At 62.0% G+C, this 16,105-nt stretch carries 18 protein-coding genes; 9 read left to right on the forward strand and 9 right to left on the reverse strand.

The window, feature by feature from the left end:
* Window positions 1-174: 174 nt before the first annotated feature.
* The 7 genes from AB8A50_RS00190 to pqqA all read right to left on the reverse strand — a co-directional run bounded on the left by AB8A50_RS00190 (window position 175) and on the right by pqqA (window position 5,283).
* Window positions 175-843, reverse strand: a complete 669-nt coding sequence (locus tag AB8A50_RS00190; RefSeq protein WP_439076364.1) for a hypothetical protein — start codon at window positions 841-843, stop codon at window positions 175-177.
* 10 nt (window positions 844-853) lie between these two features.
* Window positions 854-1,831 carry a prolyl aminopeptidase gene (gene pip / locus AB8A50_RS00195; protein ID WP_439076365.1) on the reverse strand — a complete coding sequence of 326 codons (978 nt, stop codon included), beginning with the start codon at window positions 1,829-1,831 and terminating at the stop codon, window positions 854-856.
* A complete protein-coding gene (gene pqqE / locus AB8A50_RS00200) occupies window positions 1,821-3,035 on the reverse strand; it encodes a pyrroloquinoline quinone biosynthesis protein PqqE (protein ID WP_439076366.1) in 1,215 nt (404 codons plus the stop codon). The genes pip and pqqE overlap by 11 nt, the downstream gene beginning before the upstream one ends.
* A complete protein-coding gene (gene pqqD / locus AB8A50_RS00205) occupies window positions 3,032-3,352 on the reverse strand; it encodes a pyrroloquinoline quinone biosynthesis peptide chaperone PqqD (RefSeq protein WP_309946761.1) in 321 nt (106 codons plus the stop codon). The genes pqqE and pqqD overlap by 4 nt, the downstream gene beginning before the upstream one ends.
* Window positions 3,353-3,362: 10 nt before the next feature.
* Window positions 3,363-4,148 carry a pyrroloquinoline-quinone synthase PqqC gene (gene pqqC, locus AB8A50_RS00210; protein ID WP_439076367.1) on the reverse strand — a complete coding sequence of 262 codons (786 nt, stop codon included), beginning with the start codon at window positions 4,146-4,148 and terminating at the stop codon, window positions 3,363-3,365.
* 17 nt (window positions 4,149-4,165) lie between these two features.
* Entirely contained in the window at window positions 4,166-5,095 is a 930-nt protein-coding gene (gene pqqB / locus AB8A50_RS00215; RefSeq protein WP_439079891.1) for a pyrroloquinoline quinone biosynthesis protein PqqB, read from the reverse strand.
* A 107-nt stretch (window positions 5,096-5,202) separates the two neighbouring features.
* Window positions 5,203-5,283, reverse strand: a complete 81-nt coding sequence (pqqA, locus tag AB8A50_RS00220) for a pyrroloquinoline quinone precursor peptide PqqA (RefSeq protein WP_089267584.1) — start codon at window positions 5,281-5,283, stop codon at window positions 5,203-5,205.
* Between the two features lie 292 nt (window positions 5,284-5,575).
* Between pqqA and AB8A50_RS00225 the strand changes: the two genes are divergently transcribed.
* The 9 genes from AB8A50_RS00225 (at window position 5,576) to AB8A50_RS00265 (ending at window position 13,808) form a co-directional block, all read left to right on the forward strand.
* Window positions 5,576-5,833 (forward strand): DUF6894 family protein, encoded by a 258-nt coding sequence (locus AB8A50_RS00225; RefSeq protein WP_089267437.1) that lies wholly within the window; start codon window positions 5,576-5,578, stop codon window positions 5,831-5,833.
* Window positions 5,834-6,093: 260 nt separating this feature from the next.
* The gene (locus AB8A50_RS00230) at window positions 6,094-7,464 is read left to right on the forward strand and encodes a PQQ-dependent sugar dehydrogenase (RefSeq protein WP_439076368.1); all 1,371 of its coding nucleotides are present in this window, start codon (window positions 6,094-6,096) and stop codon (window positions 7,462-7,464) included.
* A gap of 215 nt (window positions 7,465-7,679) precedes the next feature.
* Window positions 7,680-8,246, forward strand: a complete 567-nt coding sequence (locus AB8A50_RS00235) for a c-type cytochrome (RefSeq protein ID WP_439076369.1) — start codon at window positions 7,680-7,682, stop codon at window positions 8,244-8,246.
* Window positions 8,247-9,067: 821 nt separating this feature from the next.
* Window positions 9,068-10,471, forward strand: a complete 1,404-nt coding sequence (locus AB8A50_RS00240; protein WP_439076370.1) for an amidase family protein — start codon at window positions 9,068-9,070, stop codon at window positions 10,469-10,471.
* Window positions 10,472-10,485: 14 nt separating this feature from the next.
* Complete coding sequence (locus AB8A50_RS00245; RefSeq protein WP_439076371.1) at window positions 10,486-10,962, forward strand: glutathione peroxidase; 477 nt, start codon at window positions 10,486-10,488, stop codon at window positions 10,960-10,962.
* Window positions 10,959-11,213 carry a DUF3297 family protein gene (locus AB8A50_RS00250; protein WP_120288969.1) on the forward strand — a complete coding sequence of 85 codons (255 nt, stop codon included), beginning with the start codon at window positions 10,959-10,961 and terminating at the stop codon, window positions 11,211-11,213. The genes AB8A50_RS00245 and AB8A50_RS00250 overlap by 4 nt, the downstream gene beginning before the upstream one ends.
* A 198-nt stretch (window positions 11,214-11,411) precedes the next feature.
* Window positions 11,412-12,254, forward strand: coding sequence for an ABC transporter ATP-binding protein (locus AB8A50_RS00255; RefSeq protein ID WP_231081171.1), 843 nt, complete (start codon window positions 11,412-11,414; stop codon window positions 12,252-12,254).
* Window positions 12,254-13,036, forward strand: a complete 783-nt coding sequence (locus AB8A50_RS00260; RefSeq protein WP_093760676.1) for an ABC transporter permease — start codon at window positions 12,254-12,256, stop codon at window positions 13,034-13,036. The genes AB8A50_RS00255 and AB8A50_RS00260 overlap by 1 nt, the downstream gene beginning before the upstream one ends.
* 7 nt (window positions 13,037-13,043) lie before the next feature.
* Window positions 13,044-13,808, forward strand: coding sequence for an ABC transporter permease (locus tag AB8A50_RS00265; RefSeq protein ID WP_439076372.1), 765 nt, complete (start codon window positions 13,044-13,046; stop codon window positions 13,806-13,808).
* A gap of 142 nt (window positions 13,809-13,950) precedes the next feature.
* Here AB8A50_RS00265 and AB8A50_RS00270 read toward each other — a convergent pair whose 3' ends face one another.
* Together AB8A50_RS00270 and AB8A50_RS00275 are read right to left on the reverse strand one after the other, a co-directional pair.
* Window positions 13,951-14,934 carry a 3-hydroxybutyryl-CoA dehydrogenase gene (locus AB8A50_RS00270; RefSeq protein ID WP_439076373.1) on the reverse strand — a complete coding sequence of 328 codons (984 nt, stop codon included), beginning with the start codon at window positions 14,932-14,934 and terminating at the stop codon, window positions 13,951-13,953.
* Window positions 14,931-16,025, reverse strand: coding sequence for an NAD/NADP octopine/nopaline dehydrogenase family protein (locus tag AB8A50_RS00275; RefSeq protein ID WP_439076374.1), 1,095 nt, complete (start codon window positions 16,023-16,025; stop codon window positions 14,931-14,933). Before AB8A50_RS00275 ends, AB8A50_RS00270 begins: the two co-directional genes overlap by 4 nt.
* Window positions 16,026-16,105 lie beyond the last annotated feature (80 nt).

Genomic DNA, 16,105 nt, shown 5'->3' on the forward strand with positions numbered 1-16,105 from the left:
CTGGGCGCGGTCGATGCACTCCCTCGCCCCGCACTTGCGGGGAGAGGGTGGGGTGAGGGGCTTTTGCTGAGCTTCACCTCTAACTCCCCCTCACCCGGAGCCGTCGCTGCGCGCCGACTCCGACCTCTCCCCGCAAGCGGGGCGAGGTTCAGAAAGGCCGCGTCGACCGTGAGTTCAAAGATCGCTCTTCGCCAGGTCCCACATCAGCCGGTAGGTCCCCTCGGAAATCAACTCTGCCTTTGCCGCTGCAATGCCCGCAGTGAAGCGGCCCTTCATGATCGCAGCGACGGCTTCGACATCCGTGCCGTCGATCATCACATACCAGTCGCGGGCGGCGGGATTGGGCGCGGCAGGGTCGTCGGTGAGCGGCTTCGAGAGGCGGGGATCGCTTTCCATCAAATGCATGGAGATGATGCCGTTGATATCGCCGGGATCGAGCTGCGCTTCGATGGCGCTGCGCAGTTTGTCAGCGCCTTCGGCGGGTGGCCGGATGCGCACCAGTCCAAGTGCCGCGCCGCGGCCCTGACCGCGGCTCACAGTGATCCGAGCCACCGAGCGCAGCATGTTCTGGAAACGGCCGATATTGGTCAGCGACCACTTGGTCTGGTTGGCCAGCGCCGTGCGATAGGCATCACTGTCCAGCACGTCGAATGTCGCAGTTGAATAGAGCCCGAGATATTTCGGCCTGGCATTCACGGCCACGTAACGCCGGGCCTCGACAAAGCCCTCGATGGCGACGCGCTCGGCGAGATGCTCGCGGTCGTACCACGCGTTGAATTCCTGCTCGTGGCTGGCGTCGATATCCATCGACGTCATCAGCATTCCCGTGCCTTTGATCGGCATTCCAGAAGTCCTATTTCAGTTTCGACGCCACATCGGCGATGGCCTTCATGACCGCATCGCGCATGCCGGGGTCATACAGGCTGTGACCGGCGCCTTCAACGATGCGCACCTCGGCATTCGTCCAGCGCTTGGCCAGGGCATGCGACGTCGCGGGCGGACAGAGGAAGTCGTAACGGCCCTGAATGATGACGCCGGGAATGCCGGTGAGTTTGCCGGCGTCTTCCATGAGCTGATGCGGCCGCATAAAGCAGTCGTGCTTGAAGTAATGCGCTTCCATCGCTGGCGTAGCCGGCATCGGCCGCGTCTGGTTGCCAAGCTCGGCAAGGTCGAGCCGTGTGCGCTTCGGCGCGATTTCCGAGAGGATGGCTTCGGTGCCGCCCCAGGCGCGGATCGCCGGGACATGCACGGCCGGATCGGCATCGAGAATGCGGCGATAGAAGTTCGGCAGCGGATCGGCGCGCTCGGCTTCGGCAAGGGCGCTCAGAAAATCTCCATGCAGGCCGGGATAATGCCGCGGCAGCATGACGTTGAAGACATCGTGCAATTCTTCCCGCGTGCCGAGAAAGGTTGCGCGCAGCACGATGCCGGTCACGCGTTCGGGATGGGCCTGCGCATAGGCCAGCGCCAGCGTCGCGCCCCAGGAGCCGCCGACCACGAGCCATTTGTCGAAGCCGAATTGGGTGCGGATCGTTTCCATATCCGCGATCAGATGCGGCAGCGTGTTCGCCTCGCGCTGGCCTTTGGGCTTGCTGCGGCCGGCGCCGCGCTGATCGAACAACACGGTGTGAAAGCGCTGCGGATCGAACAGCCGGCGGTGATCGGGCTGGCAGCCGGAGCCGGGGCCGCCATGCAGATAGACCGCGGGAATGCCGTCGCTGCGGCCGACGCTCTCCACATGGATTGCGTGGCCGTCGCCGACATCGAAATGTTCCGAGGTCAGCGGCGCGAACAGGTCCGCATTCACCGGGGCGGGGACATCAGCGGCCATGAACGTGGTCCGCGTCCGGCTCCAGCGTGCCGCCTTTGAAGTTGCGATAGATGAAGCGGTCGCGGCCCTCAGTGGATTCCGTCGCGGCCAGTTTGAAGATTTCGGCGTGAACAGGCGACAGCGTGCAGGCGGGGTCGGTATTGCCGGCGTCGCCGGTCAGCGCGAAGGCCTGGCAGCGGCAGCCGCCAAAATCCACTTCCTTGAACGCGCAGCTCTGGCACGGTTCGGGCATCCAGCCGGTGCCGCGATAGCGATTGAAGGCTTCGGAGTTCTGCCAGATCCAGGCGATCGAATGATTGGAGCGCACGGATTCGAATTCCATCCCGGTGATGGTCTCGGCGGCATGGCACGGCAGGATCTTGCCTGATGGAGAGATGTTGAAGAACTGCCGGCCCCAGCCGCCCATGCATTTTTTCGGGCGCAGCGCGTAATAGTCCGGGACGACATAGTCGATATCGAGAATGCCTTTCAGGCGCACCTGCGCATCCTCGACAATGCGGCTGGTCTCGTCGATCTGATCGATCGTCGGCATCAGGGCGGCACGGTTCTTCAACGCCCAGCCGTAATACTGCACATTGGCGACTTCCAGCCGGTCGGCATCCAGATCCACGGCCATCAGGATGATATCGGCGAGCTGATGCAGGTTCTGCCGGTGCATCACGGCGTTCACCGTCAGCGGCAGGTCGAGTTCGCGCGTCCATCTGGCGACTTCGAGTTTCTTGTTGTGGCCATTCTTGTAACCGCCGACGCGATCCGCCACCACGGGCTCATTGCCCTGGAAGCTGATCTGTACATGGCATAGCCCGGCATCGGCGAGCGCTGCGAGCTTGTCGCGCGTCAGCAGCACCGCCGAGGTGATGAGATTGGAATACAGGCCCACATCCGTCGCATGCTGCACCAGCTCGACGATGTCCTTGCGCGCGGTCGGTTCGCCGCCGGAGAAGTGGATCTGCAGCACGCCGATTTCGGCGAGCTCGGACAGCACCTTCTTCCATTCGTCGGTGGTCAGCTCGGTGCTGCCGCGGTCGAGTTCCACGGGATTGGAGCAGTATGGACATTGCAGCGGGCAGCGATGGGTGAGTTCGGCCAGCACGGCGAGGGGAATGCCGAAGGTCTCGGCGGTCGAGCGCGTGCGCTCCATGATCGCGAGACTGTCGGCGGGATCGGTGAAGACGCGGCTGGCGTCGGTGAGGGTGGGGCTCATGATGTCTTCTCCCGCGCTTGCGTGAGAAAGCCCTTGTCGGCGAGATCCTGCAGCATCGCGAGAACATCGGTACCGATATCGTCGCGCGGCGCGGCGTATTTCGCCGCCAGGAGGTCGATGATATCGGCGACGTTACGTTCGCCATCGCAAAGCTGGAGGATTTCGACGGCGATATCGTCCGGCGCCAGCACGCGCTCCGGCGCCAGGATCACCCAGCGCTGGCGCGTCTCGTCGAACTTCAGCTTGGCGTGGCGCGGCAAGACCGGCTTGCTCGCCTCGCTGACACTGATCCGACGATTGCTGCGGAGCTCCGTCATCGTTGCCTTCTTACTTGGCCGGGACGAACGCGCCCGGCGGCACATGGCCGTCCACATAGGCATGATACAGCGCATCGAGCTGCACCCACAACACATTGGTCTTGAAGATCAGTGCATTGCAAACCGCGCGGCGCTCGGCCGGCGTCGTGGCATGCTGCTTGACGTAATCCAGCGCGAAGCCGGCATCGCGCGGCGCCTGGGTCAGGCGGCGGCTGAAATAGCTCATGATGTCCGGATTGACGAAGTCATAGTGCTTCAGCATGCCAGAGATGCGCTCTTCATGCAGGTTCGGCGCAAACAGTTCCGTCAGCGACGAGGCGATGGCCTCGAGCGGCGTCCTGTCGCGCACGAAATGCACATAGGCCTCCACAGCGAAACGCGTCGCCGGCAGGATGCCTTCGGTGGATTCCACATAGGCTGAGTCGAGGCCGAGCCCTTCGGTCAGCTTCAGCCAGCGCTCGATGCCGCCTTCTGCGCCGGTATCACCGTCGTGATCCTCGATGCGATGCCGCCATTCCACGCGTGTCGCGCGGTCGCGGAAGCGCGAGATCACCACGGCGTCCTTAATGGGGATCGTGCTCTGATAATAATAGCGGTTCAGCGCCCAGGCCTGCACCTGGCCTTTGTTGAGTTTGCCGCCGTGCAACAATTTATGAAACGGATGCAGGCTGTGATAGCGCGTCGCGCCGATATGCCGCAGCGTCTCTTCCAGTTGCGCGGCATTATCCAGCGGCACCCCTGGCGAAATCGAATAGGCGGAAATAGCGTTGGCGCCGATCGTGTTTGCACTGGTCATGGTAGCACCTGGGGCATTCACAGCGTGATCTCCATGCCATTGCCGGGAATCTGCCAGCCGGCGGTGGTCAATGCGGCGCGCTCGGTGGAATCATGCAGCAGCGCCGGGTTCGAATTGTTGATGTGCAGAAAGAACTTTCTGGCGATGCCGGCATTGGCCAGTTCACTGATGGCGCCATCCGCGCCGGACATCGACAGATGCCCCATGCTCTGGCCGGTCTTCTGGCCCAATCCTGCCGCGATGAGTTCGTCGTCGCGCCACACGGTACCGTCGAAGAACACCAGCGGGGCGCGGGAGATGCGCGTCTTCAGTTCGGGCGTCACCCGCGCGCAGGCCGCGATAAAATAGAAATACTTGCCGGTGGCCTTCTCGGCAATTCGCAGACCCAGCGTGTCGCCGTCGCCATCTTCACCGGCCGGATGCGCCTGGCCTTCGAGATACCACGCGCTTTTGCCGGGCACGCTGAAGGGCAACACCTCCAGGCCGAACGGCGTGCCATCCTGCAGCTTCGGTTCGAAAGACGTATCAATCTCGATGGCTTCGCGGCGCACATTCTTGTCCGAGAGCACGTTGAAAATGCTGTTGGCTTTCAGGATCGCCAGCACACGTGTGTGCGCATAGATTGTAAATGGCGAACCTTCCCGCATCGACAAGAGCCCGGCCACCGCATCGACCTCGCCATTGGTGAGGATCACGCCCGCGATCGGCGAGTGTCTGACATGATCGGGATGGGGGTGAAGCTGGGGCGTATCGGTGACCTGTTGTCGCAGGTCGGGCGAGGCATTGATCAGGAACCAGTTGGCGTTGTCGGCAGACACCGCGATGGAGGCTTGCCCGCTCCGCAGTTCGGGTCGCTCATTACGCGCCGCACGACAAATCAGGCATCCGCAATTCCATTGCGGAACACCGCCGCCGGCCGCGGCTCCAAGAACGACAACACGCAACATGAGATCGCCCTGAATCCCGGCCAATTCGCGTCTCGTAAAAAGACGCGGGGCGCCCGTCAATGACGAAGGCGCCCCCAAAACTTAAGATCTTAGCGTGAGCTCAAGTCTTACTTGCGCGCTGCGCAGGCGTACATGTTGATTTCCATGCCGACTGCAACTTCGACGATCTTCGGTGCTTTCCAGGCCATATTTATCTCCCGCTTCTCTGCAGTCAGGTACTGCATAACCACAACTCTAATCCCTGCTCAAAGGTTCGCCAACAACTTCGTCATCACAATGTGAAGCGATGGGGGTACAATATGCGTGCAATGCACAATCGGATTGCGGTGCAACATTGCAAAGGCGAGAACGTTCCATAGATAGCGAAGGCCTTTGGTTGAAAGGCACCGATTCGTCCTCGGCCCGCCGCATCTTCCGGGATATTCGCGTGGTCTGAAATCTTCTGCGTCAGCGCCCAAGCCCAGTGCCAAGAGAATTGCCATGCCGCTTTATTTCTTCAACACACGCATCAACGACGAGCTGGTGGTCGATCCCGAAGGCGAGGAACTGCGGGATCCCGATCATGCCTGGGATGTGGCGCGGTCGATGATCCTGCAATTGCTGCGCTCCGAGGGCACGCCGAGCGATCTGCTCAAAGCGGTGCTGGAAGTCACGGACAAGGACGGCGAGATCGTGCTTGAATTTCCGTTCACCGAAGCACTGCTCGATGCCACCGATGAGTCCGCAACGCGGCATTAGAGCGTTTTCGAGCGAAGTGGGCACCGGTTCGCGTCAAGAAAACGCGTCAATACACAACGCTAGAGCCTCGGTTCTAACTCTATCAGAACCGAAAAGGCTTTAGCCGATTGCGGGAATCCGCACAGGCTTGCTCGCGCGTGATGTTTTGATTGCGCAGCGACATAAAAATATCCAACAGTGCGATCCGGAAAGTCTCGGGGGCGGCGCATCTCATGTGCTGCGAGCAGAGAAGGCTTCCGTAAAAAAAAGGGGAGAGATTCATGAGTGTCTACACGTCCGCGCGCCGGGCATTGCTTGCCGGTGCGTTCATCGGTGTCTTTACAAGCGGCGCTTTTGCCCAGCAGTCCGATACATCACCTGCAACACCGGCTCCTGCAGCAGCTCCGAGTGCAGCGCCCGCTGCTCCCGCAGCGGCGCCTGCGCCGGCCGCACCACAAGCCGCCGCTCCGGCGCCCGCAGCACCGGCCGTTGCCGCCGCGCCTGCACTGCCGCCCGGCTCGCCGCTGATCGGTCGTCCCGATGGCGCTGCCGCAGCGAAGCTCGCGCCCGTCGCGCCGCCGCCGATTCCGTCCGCCGCCGACAAGCTGCCGACTGCCAAACTGAAAGTGCCCGCCGGCTTCAACATCGAAGTCTATGCGGCCGGCATGGCCAATGCGCGCTCGATGCGCGAGGGCGACAAGGGCACGGTCTTTGTTGGCTCCCGTCTTGTCGACAAGGTCTACGCGGTCATCAACAATGACGGCAAGCGCCAGGTGAAGGTGCTGGCCTCCGGCCTCTATCGCCCGAACGGTCTCGCCTTCAAGGACGGCACGCTCTACATCGCCGAACTGTCGAAGATCTCGAAGATCGACAAGGTGGAAGACAATCTCGAAAACCCGCCGAAGCCGACCATGATCTACGACAACCTGCCGAAGGATGAAGCCCATGGCTGGAAGTTCATCGGCATCGGGCCGGACAACAAACTCTATGTGCCGGTCGGCCAGCCCGGCAACAACGTGCTGCATGACGAGGCCCATGGCCAGATCCGCCGCATGAATCTCGATGGCACCGGCGCCGAGATCTATGTGAAGGGCGTCCGCAACACCGTCGGCTTCGACTGGAATCCGACCACCAAGCAGATGTACTTCACCGACAACGGCCGCGACTGGATGTCGGAAGCGGTGCCGGAAGATGAACTCAACCGTGTCACCAAGGCGGGTGAAGACTTCGGCGCGCCATATTGCCTGCAGGGCAATATCCTCGATCCGGAATTCGGCTGGGGCAAGTCCTGCGCCGACTACACCGCGCCGGTCGGCCTGCTCGGGTCGCATACGGCGGCATTGGGCATGCGGTTCTACACCGGCAAGATGTTCCCGGCCGCCTACAAGGATGCGATCTTCATCGCGCGCCATGGCTCCTGGAACAAGACTCAGAAGCTCGGCGGAGACGTCGTTGTCGCGAAGCTGAACAAGGACGGCACGGTGAAGTCCGTCGAGCCGTTCCTCACCGGCTTCATCGAGGACAACAAATATGTCGGCCGCCCCGTCGACGTGCTGCAGATGAAGGACGGATCGCTGCTGGTCTCCGACGACTGGAACGGCGCGATCTATCGCATCACCTATGGCAAGCAGAAGGTGGCGGACAAGAAGTGACGACGTTTTCTCACCTCTCCCCGCCTAGCGAAGCTTTGCTTCGCCGGGTGGGGAGAGGTCGACTGCAACGCGCGAAGCGCGTGAAAGTCGGGTGAGGGGGACTCTCCACTTGCTCCGAGCGCGGTGAGAGTCCCCCTCATCCTCACCTTCTCCCCGCAAGCGGGGAGAAGGAATTCGCCACGCCGGAGTTTCAGTATTCAGAAAGTTCAAAGCCGATGCGCCCGTTTGCCGTCATCGTAGCTCTTTTTCTCTCGACGTCCCCACTCTTCGCCGCCGAACCCATCGCCGAGCGCGCCGCGCCGTGCCTCGGTTGTCACGGCGAGAAGGGTGTCTCCGAAACCGAGAACACGCCGTCGCTCGGTGCGCAGCAGCCGGCCTATTCGCTGATCCAGATCTACATGTTTCGCGAGAAGCTCCGCGTCGCGGAGCCGATGAACGACATGGTGAAGGATTTCACCGATGACGACCTGCGCCTGTTCTCGGATTATCTCGCCACGCTGCCGAAGCCTATCGCACTGGAAGCGGGCGATCCTGCGCGAATGCAGGCTGCGAAAGCGCTGACATCGCAATTTCGCTGCGATAGCTGCCACAACGCTGATTTCTCGGGCCGCGACAACATTCCGCGCATCGCCAATCAGCGCGAGGACTACCTCGCCAAGACCATGCGCGAATACAAGGACAACTCCCGCCATGGTTACGACGCGACGATGGCCGACGTGATGCAGTCAATCTCCGAAGCGCAGATCGTGGAGCTGGCTTATTTTCTCGCAAGGGTGAAGTGACCAGGAGCGGCGGATACGCCGCTCCTGGTCATTCCGGGGCGCGCGACGCCGGCGAAGCCGGCAGAGCGCGAACCCGGAATCTCGGAGTGTTTTGCGCTGAACATGCTGGGATTCCGGGTTCGCATCCGGCAAGAGCCGGCCACGCCCTCAGGCAAACCAATTGGTTTGCCGGGGAATGACGAGTGTGGGGCGGCGAGCCAGCACCTAACATTTTTTCCTATTTCTTATTGACAATATCCCGCCATGGATTATTTTCCCCTTCGTCCGGCCCCGATGAGAGGGGCGAGCGCGATCGTCACGTTCGCGGGGCTGGATGCGGTGGACGCCGGAGATGCGGCGTTACGCGGTTCACGGGTGACGTCTGTCTTCGGGCAGGACGGATCTGCGCCAGCACTGCCACTGGCAAGGAGACGGCCGATCTTGGGATGGAAAGACTCCCTGGACAGTGTGACGGACGACCAAGTCAAAACGCGTTCGGCTTATTCGCTTGAGGCTACCCTGTCCCTCCGCCCTGGGACATTTTGGTGATGGGACCGTTCGCCATGGCAGATGTGCAAGCAACCGAAAAAACACCGTATGCGGAACGTCGGGCACTTGCTCGGCGCCTCCGAAAGTCCTGATGCACTCTAGATTGCGGAAGACCGCATTCGCATCAGGCCCAAGGGTGCAACGGGCACCCGGCGTTCCGCACGCCCTCTCGATTGAGGGTGGGAAGGAATGCTCATAGCTCGGACGCTTCGGCGCCGCGAGACTGCGAAATCGTGCCTGATTGGCAATCTCCGGCCGCCTGCGTTAACAAGCGACAAGCAATGGAGCACTGCATGAACGATCTCTGGCGCCTGTCGGCAACTGACCTCTCCGCACTCATTCGCGACCGCAAGGTGTCCGCCAAGGAGGCGACGGTGGCTGGCCTCGCACGGCTCGATGCTGTGAACCCTGCCATCAATGCCGTGGTCGACCATCGACCCAATGAGGCGCTGGCACGGGCGGATGCGGTCGATGCGGCGATTGCGCGCGGCGACGATGTCGGCCCGCTCGGCGGCGTGCCCATCACCGTCAAAGTGAATATCGACTACGCGACCTATCCGACATCGAATGGCGTGAAGATCCAGAACGAGATCATCGCCAAGACCAACAGCCCGGTGATCGACAATCTGCTGAAGGCTGGCGCCGTCATCATCGGCCGCACCAATTGCCCGGCATTTTCCTATCGCTGGTTCACCACCAATCAGCTCTATGGTGATACCAAAAACCCGCGCGATCCTTCGCTGACGCCGGGCGGCTCGTCAGGCGGCGCAGGCAGCGCGGTCGCCGCCGGCATCGGTCATATCGCTCATGGTACCGATATCGCGGGCTCGATTCGCTATCCCGCTTATGCCTGCGGCGTGCACGGGTTGCGTCCCACGCTCGGCCGCATCGCGGCTTACAATCAGGCGCTGCCCGAGCGCATCATTTCCGGCCAGATCACCGCGGTGTCCGGCCCGCTGGCGCGCACCATCAACGATGTCCGTCTTGGCCTCGCCGCGATGTCGCAGCCCGACGCGCGCGATCCCTGGTGGGTGCCGGCGCCGCTCGAAGGACCGACGCGCGAGAAGCGTGCCGCCATGTGCTTACGGCCTGATGGTCTCGCCATCACCGCCGACGTCGAAGCTGCCGTGCGCGATGCCGGCAAGCGGCTGGAGCGGGCAGGGTGGGTCGTCGAGGAAGTCGAGAACACGCCGGCCCTGCGCGAGGCCGCCGCCTTGCAGACGCAGCTCTGGTTCGGCGATGGCTATCAGGGCATGCTGGATGCGGCCGAACGCGAGGGCGATCCCGCAGCGCTGGTCTGTCTGCGCGGACAGAAGGACAAGCTCAAGGACTTCGAGAATGGCGGCCTCTCCCGCGCGCTGGTGCGCCGTTCCACCTTCGTGCGCGACTGGGAGCTGTTCCTGCAGACCTATGCGGTGGTGCTGATGCCGATGTCCGGCGAATTGCCGTTCCCGGATCATCTGGATATGCAGGGCCAGGAAGGCTTCGATCGCGTCTGGGCCGCCCAGATGCCGCAGATCGGGATTCCCTTCATGGGCCTGCCGGCGCTCAGCGTCGCCACGGGTCTTGTCGGCCGTGCGCCGACCGGCGTGCAGATCGTCGCCGGCCGTTACCGCGAGGATCTGTGTCTGTTGGCCGGCGAAGCCATCGAGGCCGGCGGTACCCCGCCGATGCCTTGCGATCCCGTGACGGCCTGAGAGGGATCAGTGCGATGACCGGCATCTCCGATTTTTCTGCGAACGCACTGACAGGTGAGCCTGTCGCGCTCAAGCGGTTCGAAGGAAAGGTGCTGCTGATCGTCAATACCGCCAGCGCCTGCGGATTCACGCCGCAATATGCGGGGCTGGAGAGACTGCAGCAGGATTTTGCGTCGCGCGGATTTTCCGTGCTGGGCTTTCCTTGCAACCAGTTCGGCGCGCAGGAGCCGGGCGACGCCAAGGCGATCGAGAGCTTCTGCGAGGCCAATTACCACATCACCTTCCCACTGTTTGAGAAGATCGACGTGAATGGCGCCGGGGCGCATCCATTGTATAATTACCTGAAATCTGAAAAGTCCGGATTGCTGGGTTCGGGAATCAAATGGAATTTTACCAAATTCCTGATCGACCGTTCCGGACGGGTCGTCGAGCGTTTTGCGCCGACCGCCAAACCTGAATCACTGCGAGAGAAAATCGAGGCGCTGCTATGACCGACAACACCAACGCATCAGCCGATCTGCCCGATCGCCTGTCCACCGATCCGCGAAGCCCGTTCTACAATGCCGAAGTGCTGCAGCGCGATGTCGGCATTCGCTTCAAGGGTGCCGAGAAGACCAATGTCGAGGAATATTGCGTGAGCGAAGGCTGGGTGAAGGTGCCCGCCGGCGCGGCAAAGGACCGGTACGGCAATCCGCTGCTGATCAAGTTGACGGGCCCGGTGGAGCCGTATTTCCGCGACTAAACGCACCAAAAGCGCCGAAAGCCCTGCTGCGGGAAGCTGCCCTGTTCGCGGCAGGCGCTGACTAGCAAAAAGGCGTTGCCCGCATAAATTTGAAGCTTAAAGTAATTGCAGTTTCCGGCTAGGCTGCGTCTGTCAGCATGATGGACACAGTCGGGCCGTCGTGATTGCAATGCGTGCATGGCAAATGAAGGACCGGGAATGCAGGTGGTGTCGCTACGTTCGGACGCTCACGCCGAGTCGGAACCTTTATCCGGCCGCAAACCAGCTTCAGCCATGATCGAGATCGATCACGTTTCGCAGCGCTTCCAGACCTCCGGCAAGCAAAGCCATCTGGCGCTGTCGGATATCAACCTCACCATCGAAGACGGCGCCTTCGTCTCGATCCTCGGACCATCAGGCTGCGGCAAGTCGACCTTGCTCTATATTGTCGGCGGCTTCGTGCAGCCCACCGATGGCGTCGCCAAGGTGAAGGGCAAGGCGATCACGGGACCAGGTCCCGATCGCGGTCCGGTGTTTCAGGAATTCGCGCTGTTTCCGTGGAAGAACGTGCTCGGCAATGTCATGTATGGCATGCGCCAGCAGGGCATGAAGAAGGCTGAAGCCGAAACGCGCGGCCGCAAGCTGCTCGAGATGGTCGGCCTGAAGGGCTACGAGAATTTCTATCCGAAAGAACTTTCCGGCGGCATGAAGCAGCGCGTCGCGATCGCGCGCACGCTGGCCTACGATCCCGCCGTGCTGCTGATGGATGAGCCGTTCGGCGCGCTCGATGCGCATACCCGCACGCGGCTGCAGAACGATCTGCTCGACATCTGGGATACACAGCGCAAGACGGTGCTGTTCGTCACGCATTCGGTCGAGGAAGCCGTCTATCTCTCAGACAAGGTGATCGTGATGTCGCGCTCGCCGGGCTCGATCAAGGAAATCGTCGATATCGATCTGCCGCGGCCGCGCAAGCGCGCCGATCTGCTGCTCGACGCACGGTTCCAGAAATACATCGTCGACATCGAAAAGATGATCGACGACGGCAAGGACCATCTGTGATGACCGTGCGCGGGGTGCTCAAGACACTTTCGCCATTGTTCGCCTGCATCGGGTTGCTGTGTGTCTGGCAGATTGCCTCGCTGCGGCTGGATACCGAAAGCTTCCCAACGGCTCTGGAGTCGATCAAGGCCATTCCGTCGATCCTCGGGGACAAGGGATCGCTGCTGAACATTCTCGATTCCATCCGTCGTATGGCCATCGGCCTCGTACTCGCAGTGATGTTTGCGATCCCGCTCGGTCTGCTGATGGGGCGCATCAAGGCTGTCGCGGCCTTCTTCAATCCGCTGATGATGATCATCTATCCGGTGCCAAAAGCAGCGCTGATGCCCATCATCATGCTGTGGATGGGCGTCGGCGACGTCTCCAAGATCCTCGTCATCTTCCTTGGTGTCAGCCTGCCGATCATCTATCACGCTTTCCAGGGCTCCAAGGCCGTCGAAGAAAAGATGCTGTGGTCCGGTGCGGCGATGGGTATGTCGGCGCCGATGCGCATGCTCCGCATCGTATTGCCGGCAGCACTGCCTGAAATTCTCACGGGTTGCCGCACGGGTCTGGTGCTGGCGCTGATCACCATGATCACCTCCGAGATGATCGCGCGCCAGTCCGGCGCCGGCAACATCCTGTTCAACTCGCTCGACATGGCACAATACGACACGGTGTTCGCGATGATCCTGATCATCGGCGCCATGGGCATCATCTTCGATGCGGCCTTCGAGAAGCTTCGCCTGTCGCTCGTGCGCTGGTCGCAACCGCGCGACGACATGCCTCTCAGCTTTACGTGAGCGCAACATGAACCAGGAACGCATCAATTCGGTTCTGCTGGGCATCACGCCGATCGTGCTGTTCATCGCGCTGTGGCAGTCGCTGATCTCGTTCGGCTTCGCGCCGACGAGCTTGTTGCCGCCGCCGGGCGCGGTGTTCGGAAAGCTGGCGAAGGACTTCTTCAACGGCGACTTTCTGCACGATATCGCCGCGACGCTGATCCGTCTGTTCGCCGGCTTCGGCATTGCCGTGGTCGTCGGCGTGTTCATCGGTCTTGCTGCAGCGGTGAGCCCGGCAGTCAATGCCGTCGTCAAGCCGCTGGTGCGCGTGCTGGCGCCGATCCCGAAGATCGCGCTGTATCCCGCGCTGCTGCTGATCCTCGGCTTCGACCACGCCTCCAAGATCACGCTGGTGACTGCCGACGCGCTGTTCCCGATCCTGCTCTCGACCTATTACGGCGCGTCGATGGTCGAGCAGAAGTTGATCTGGTCGGCGATGGCCACCGGCACGCCGCGCTGGCAGATCCTGTTCAAGGTGGTGCTGCCCGCCGCGATGCCATCGATCCTGACGGGCTGCCGCATCGGCCTCGTGATCTCCTGCATCGTTGTGTTCCTCGCCGAGATGATCACCTCGACCGATGGCCTAGGTCACATGCTGGTGCAGGCCGCGCGCACGTTCCAGACCGTGGACATGTTCGTGCCGCTGATCATGATCTCGATGCTGGGCCTGATCCTGAACAGCCTGCTGCACTGGCTGCGCAGCTATCTGCTGCGGGGCTTTCCGGAAGTGTGAAGACAGCTATCAAACACTCAGCCCTCATGGTGAGGAGGCGCCTCTTCGGCGCCGTCTCGAACCATGAATGGATGTGCGGCCATCCTTCGAGACGCCGCGCAAGTGTGCGGCTCCTCAGGATGAGGGGCCGAGTTCGCAGTCGCTACAAAACCGGCGGCTTCTGCAACTGGAAGTGCTTCAGCAGATCCACGAATGCCGACAGCCGTCCCTCGCGATAGGCATCGACATCGAGCCCTTCGTAATTGAGAAAGCCTTCGCCGGTCTTGAGGCCGATCTTGCCCTCGGCCATGTTGCGGCCGACGATCTCCGGCGACGCGTAGCGGTCGTTGTTCAGCGCACCGGTGAGATACTTGCTGGCGTAATACAGAATATCGCCGCCGCCCCAATCGACGAATTCCAAGAGGCCCAGCACTGCGAAGCGGAATCCGAAGCCGTATTTGATCGCCTTGTCGATATCCTCGGGGCTGGCAACACCTTCCTCGACCATGCGCGCGGCTTCGTTCATGGCCATCGCCTGGATACGCGGCACGATATAGCCGGGCGTCGCGGCGCAAACTACGGGGACCTTGCCGATGCCTTCGAGCATTTCCTTCACCCGCGCGGTGATCGCCGGATCGGTCTTGGCGCCCGGCGAGACCTCGACCAGTGGCACGAGATAGGCCGGGTTCAGCCAGTGCGCATTGAGGAAGCGCTCGGGATGGTCGACGGCGCTGGAGATGTCGTCGACGAGGATGGTCGATGTGGTCGACGCGATGATCGGCGAGGGGCCTGCGAGTTGCGAAGCGCGGGCCAAAGCGTCACGCTTCTGGTCGAGTACTTCCGGCACGCCTTCGAAGATGATCGCCGAACCGCTCAGTGCGGCACCTGCGCCGGCTTCCGGCACGACGCTGACGCGCGACACCAGCGTCTCGATGTCAGCTTCGGTGAGCAGGCCGAAACGCGCCATACTGGCAAAGGTCTTGCGGATCTCGCCCAGTGCCTCGGCTTCCAGTGCCTTGAACTTGTCCGCGTCGCGCGCCTTGAAGTCGACGATCGCGACATGGTGGCCCGCGTACGCGAAGGCGACGGCAATGCCGCGGCCCATGCGGCCCGCGCCAAGACATGCGATGGCGGCACGGGCGCTCATGCGGCAAAGCCTTCGCGCAGTAGCTTCAGCAGCGCGGCCTGATCGAGATCGCCGAAGCCGAGGCTTGCGAGCGTGCGGCCACCCTGCAGGAAGTTCTCGCCGCAGATCGCGCCGCCGATGGCGAGGAAGGCTTTGACCAGCGGTGTCTCGACGCCCGCGAGCGTGGCGCAGGACAGGAAGAACGACAGGCCCGTGCGCAGATCCTCGCGCATGTAGCGGTGCTCGGTGAGCACGATGTGCTCGCGCCAGTCACCGCTGTCGGTGAGACGATCATGCGAGCCGCGGCCATACATCCACTCTTCGCCTTCCTTGGCGTAGTGATCCGCCAGGGGGAAATGCGCGCCGTTGTAGCCAAAGGCCTCGCGGATCGCGATGCGCTCAGCATCGAGCGCGTCGGTGACGCGGCGGATCGCGGGCTGCGTACCTTCCTTGTGAATGTCCCAGGTCGGGAAATGCTCCAATGGCCCGGCATTCATCACGATCAGCGGTGGATGAATGATCGGACCGGCATTCATCAGCGCACCGGACAACGCATCACCACACGGCTCGATGACGCCGGGGAAGGCCTTGTCGATGACCTTGCAGGCATAGTCCATCATGTGAAGCGGGAACACGCCGGTCGGCAGCCGCTTGGCGCGGATGGTGATGGCGACCTCGAACGGGCCATGCTTACGCGCGAGCCAGGGCAGTGTACCGGTTTCCGCAAAGGCGACCTTGGCCGTGTTGCCCGCGTCATGTGCGGCCTTGGCAAAGATCATCGAGCCGAAGGTCGCCGGCGGCAGATAGACGACCTGACCATCCTTGAGATACGGCGCGATCCGTTTGGCGATATCAGGCTGCGCAAAGGCAGGGGCTGGGCACAAGATCAGTTCGACGTCCTTGATCGCTTCCGCAATGTCCGTCGTTACCAGCGTCAATTGCGTATCGTGCGTGCCCTGCGCATTCTTGACCTTGATGCGCGAGCCGGCCTTCTTGTGTTCGGCGACAGCCTCGGCGTCGCGGCGCCACAGGTGGACGTCATGGCCCTGCAGTGCGAAATCACCCGCGGCTGCGAACGAACCGTTGCCGCCACCCAATACTGCGATCTTCATCTTCGTCCTCTAAGTTCTAGCGTAGGATGGGTAGAGCGAAGCGAAACCCATCGCTCTGTGCCGTGTCGTTGATGGGTTTC

The organism is Tardiphaga sp. 841_E9_N1_2 (genome assembly GCF_051811065.1).
GTDB lineage: Bacteria > Pseudomonadota > Alphaproteobacteria > Rhizobiales > Xanthobacteraceae > Tardiphaga > Tardiphaga robiniae.

Excerpts from the sequence above, each read along its gene's own strand:
- AB8A50_RS00190 (WP_439076364.1), bottom strand. The coding sequence starts at position 843 with ATGCCGATCAAAGGCACGGGAATGCTGATGACGTCGATGGATATCGAC.
- pip (WP_439076365.1), bottom strand. The coding sequence starts at position 1,831 with ATGGCCGCTGATGTCCCCGCCCCGGTGAATGCGGACCTGTTCGCGCCG.
- pqqE (WP_439076366.1), bottom strand. The coding sequence starts at position 3,035 with ATGAGCCCCACCCTCACCGACGCCAGCCGCGTCTTCACCGATCCCGCC.
- pqqD (WP_309946761.1), bottom strand. The coding sequence starts at position 3,352 with ATGACGGAGCTCCGCAGCAATCGTCGGATCAGTGTCAGCGAGGCGAGC.
- pqqC (WP_439076367.1), bottom strand. The coding sequence starts at position 4,148 with ATGACCAGTGCAAACACGATCGGCGCCAACGCTATTTCCGCCTATTCG.
- pqqB (WP_439079891.1), bottom strand. The coding sequence starts at position 5,095 with ATGTTGCGTGTTGTCGTTCTTGGAGCCGCGGCCGGCGGCGGTGTTCCG.
- pqqA (WP_089267584.1), bottom strand. The coding sequence starts at position 5,283 with ATGGCCTGGAAAGCACCGAAGATCGTCGAAGTTGCAGTCGGCATGGAA.
- AB8A50_RS00225 (WP_089267437.1), top strand. The coding sequence starts at position 5,576 with ATGCCGCTTTATTTCTTCAACACACGCATCAACGACGAGCTGGTGGTC.
- AB8A50_RS00230 (WP_439076368.1), top strand. The coding sequence starts at position 6,094 with ATGAGTGTCTACACGTCCGCGCGCCGGGCATTGCTTGCCGGTGCGTTC.
- AB8A50_RS00235 (WP_439076369.1), top strand. The coding sequence starts at position 7,680 with ATGCGCCCGTTTGCCGTCATCGTAGCTCTTTTTCTCTCGACGTCCCCA.
- AB8A50_RS00240 (WP_439076370.1), top strand. The coding sequence starts at position 9,068 with ATGAACGATCTCTGGCGCCTGTCGGCAACTGACCTCTCCGCACTCATT.
- AB8A50_RS00245 (WP_439076371.1), top strand. The coding sequence starts at position 10,486 with ATGACCGGCATCTCCGATTTTTCTGCGAACGCACTGACAGGTGAGCCT.
- AB8A50_RS00250 (WP_120288969.1), top strand. The coding sequence starts at position 10,959 with ATGACCGACAACACCAACGCATCAGCCGATCTGCCCGATCGCCTGTCC.
- AB8A50_RS00255 (WP_231081171.1), top strand. The coding sequence starts at position 11,412 with ATGCAGGTGGTGTCGCTACGTTCGGACGCTCACGCCGAGTCGGAACCT.
- AB8A50_RS00260 (WP_093760676.1), top strand. The coding sequence starts at position 12,254 with ATGACCGTGCGCGGGGTGCTCAAGACACTTTCGCCATTGTTCGCCTGC.
- AB8A50_RS00265 (WP_439076372.1), top strand. The coding sequence starts at position 13,044 with ATGAACCAGGAACGCATCAATTCGGTTCTGCTGGGCATCACGCCGATC.
- AB8A50_RS00270 (WP_439076373.1), bottom strand. The coding sequence starts at position 14,934 with ATGAGCGCCCGTGCCGCCATCGCATGTCTTGGCGCGGGCCGCATGGGC.
- AB8A50_RS00275 (WP_439076374.1), bottom strand. The coding sequence starts at position 16,025 with ATGAAGATCGCAGTATTGGGTGGCGGCAACGGTTCGTTCGCAGCCGCG.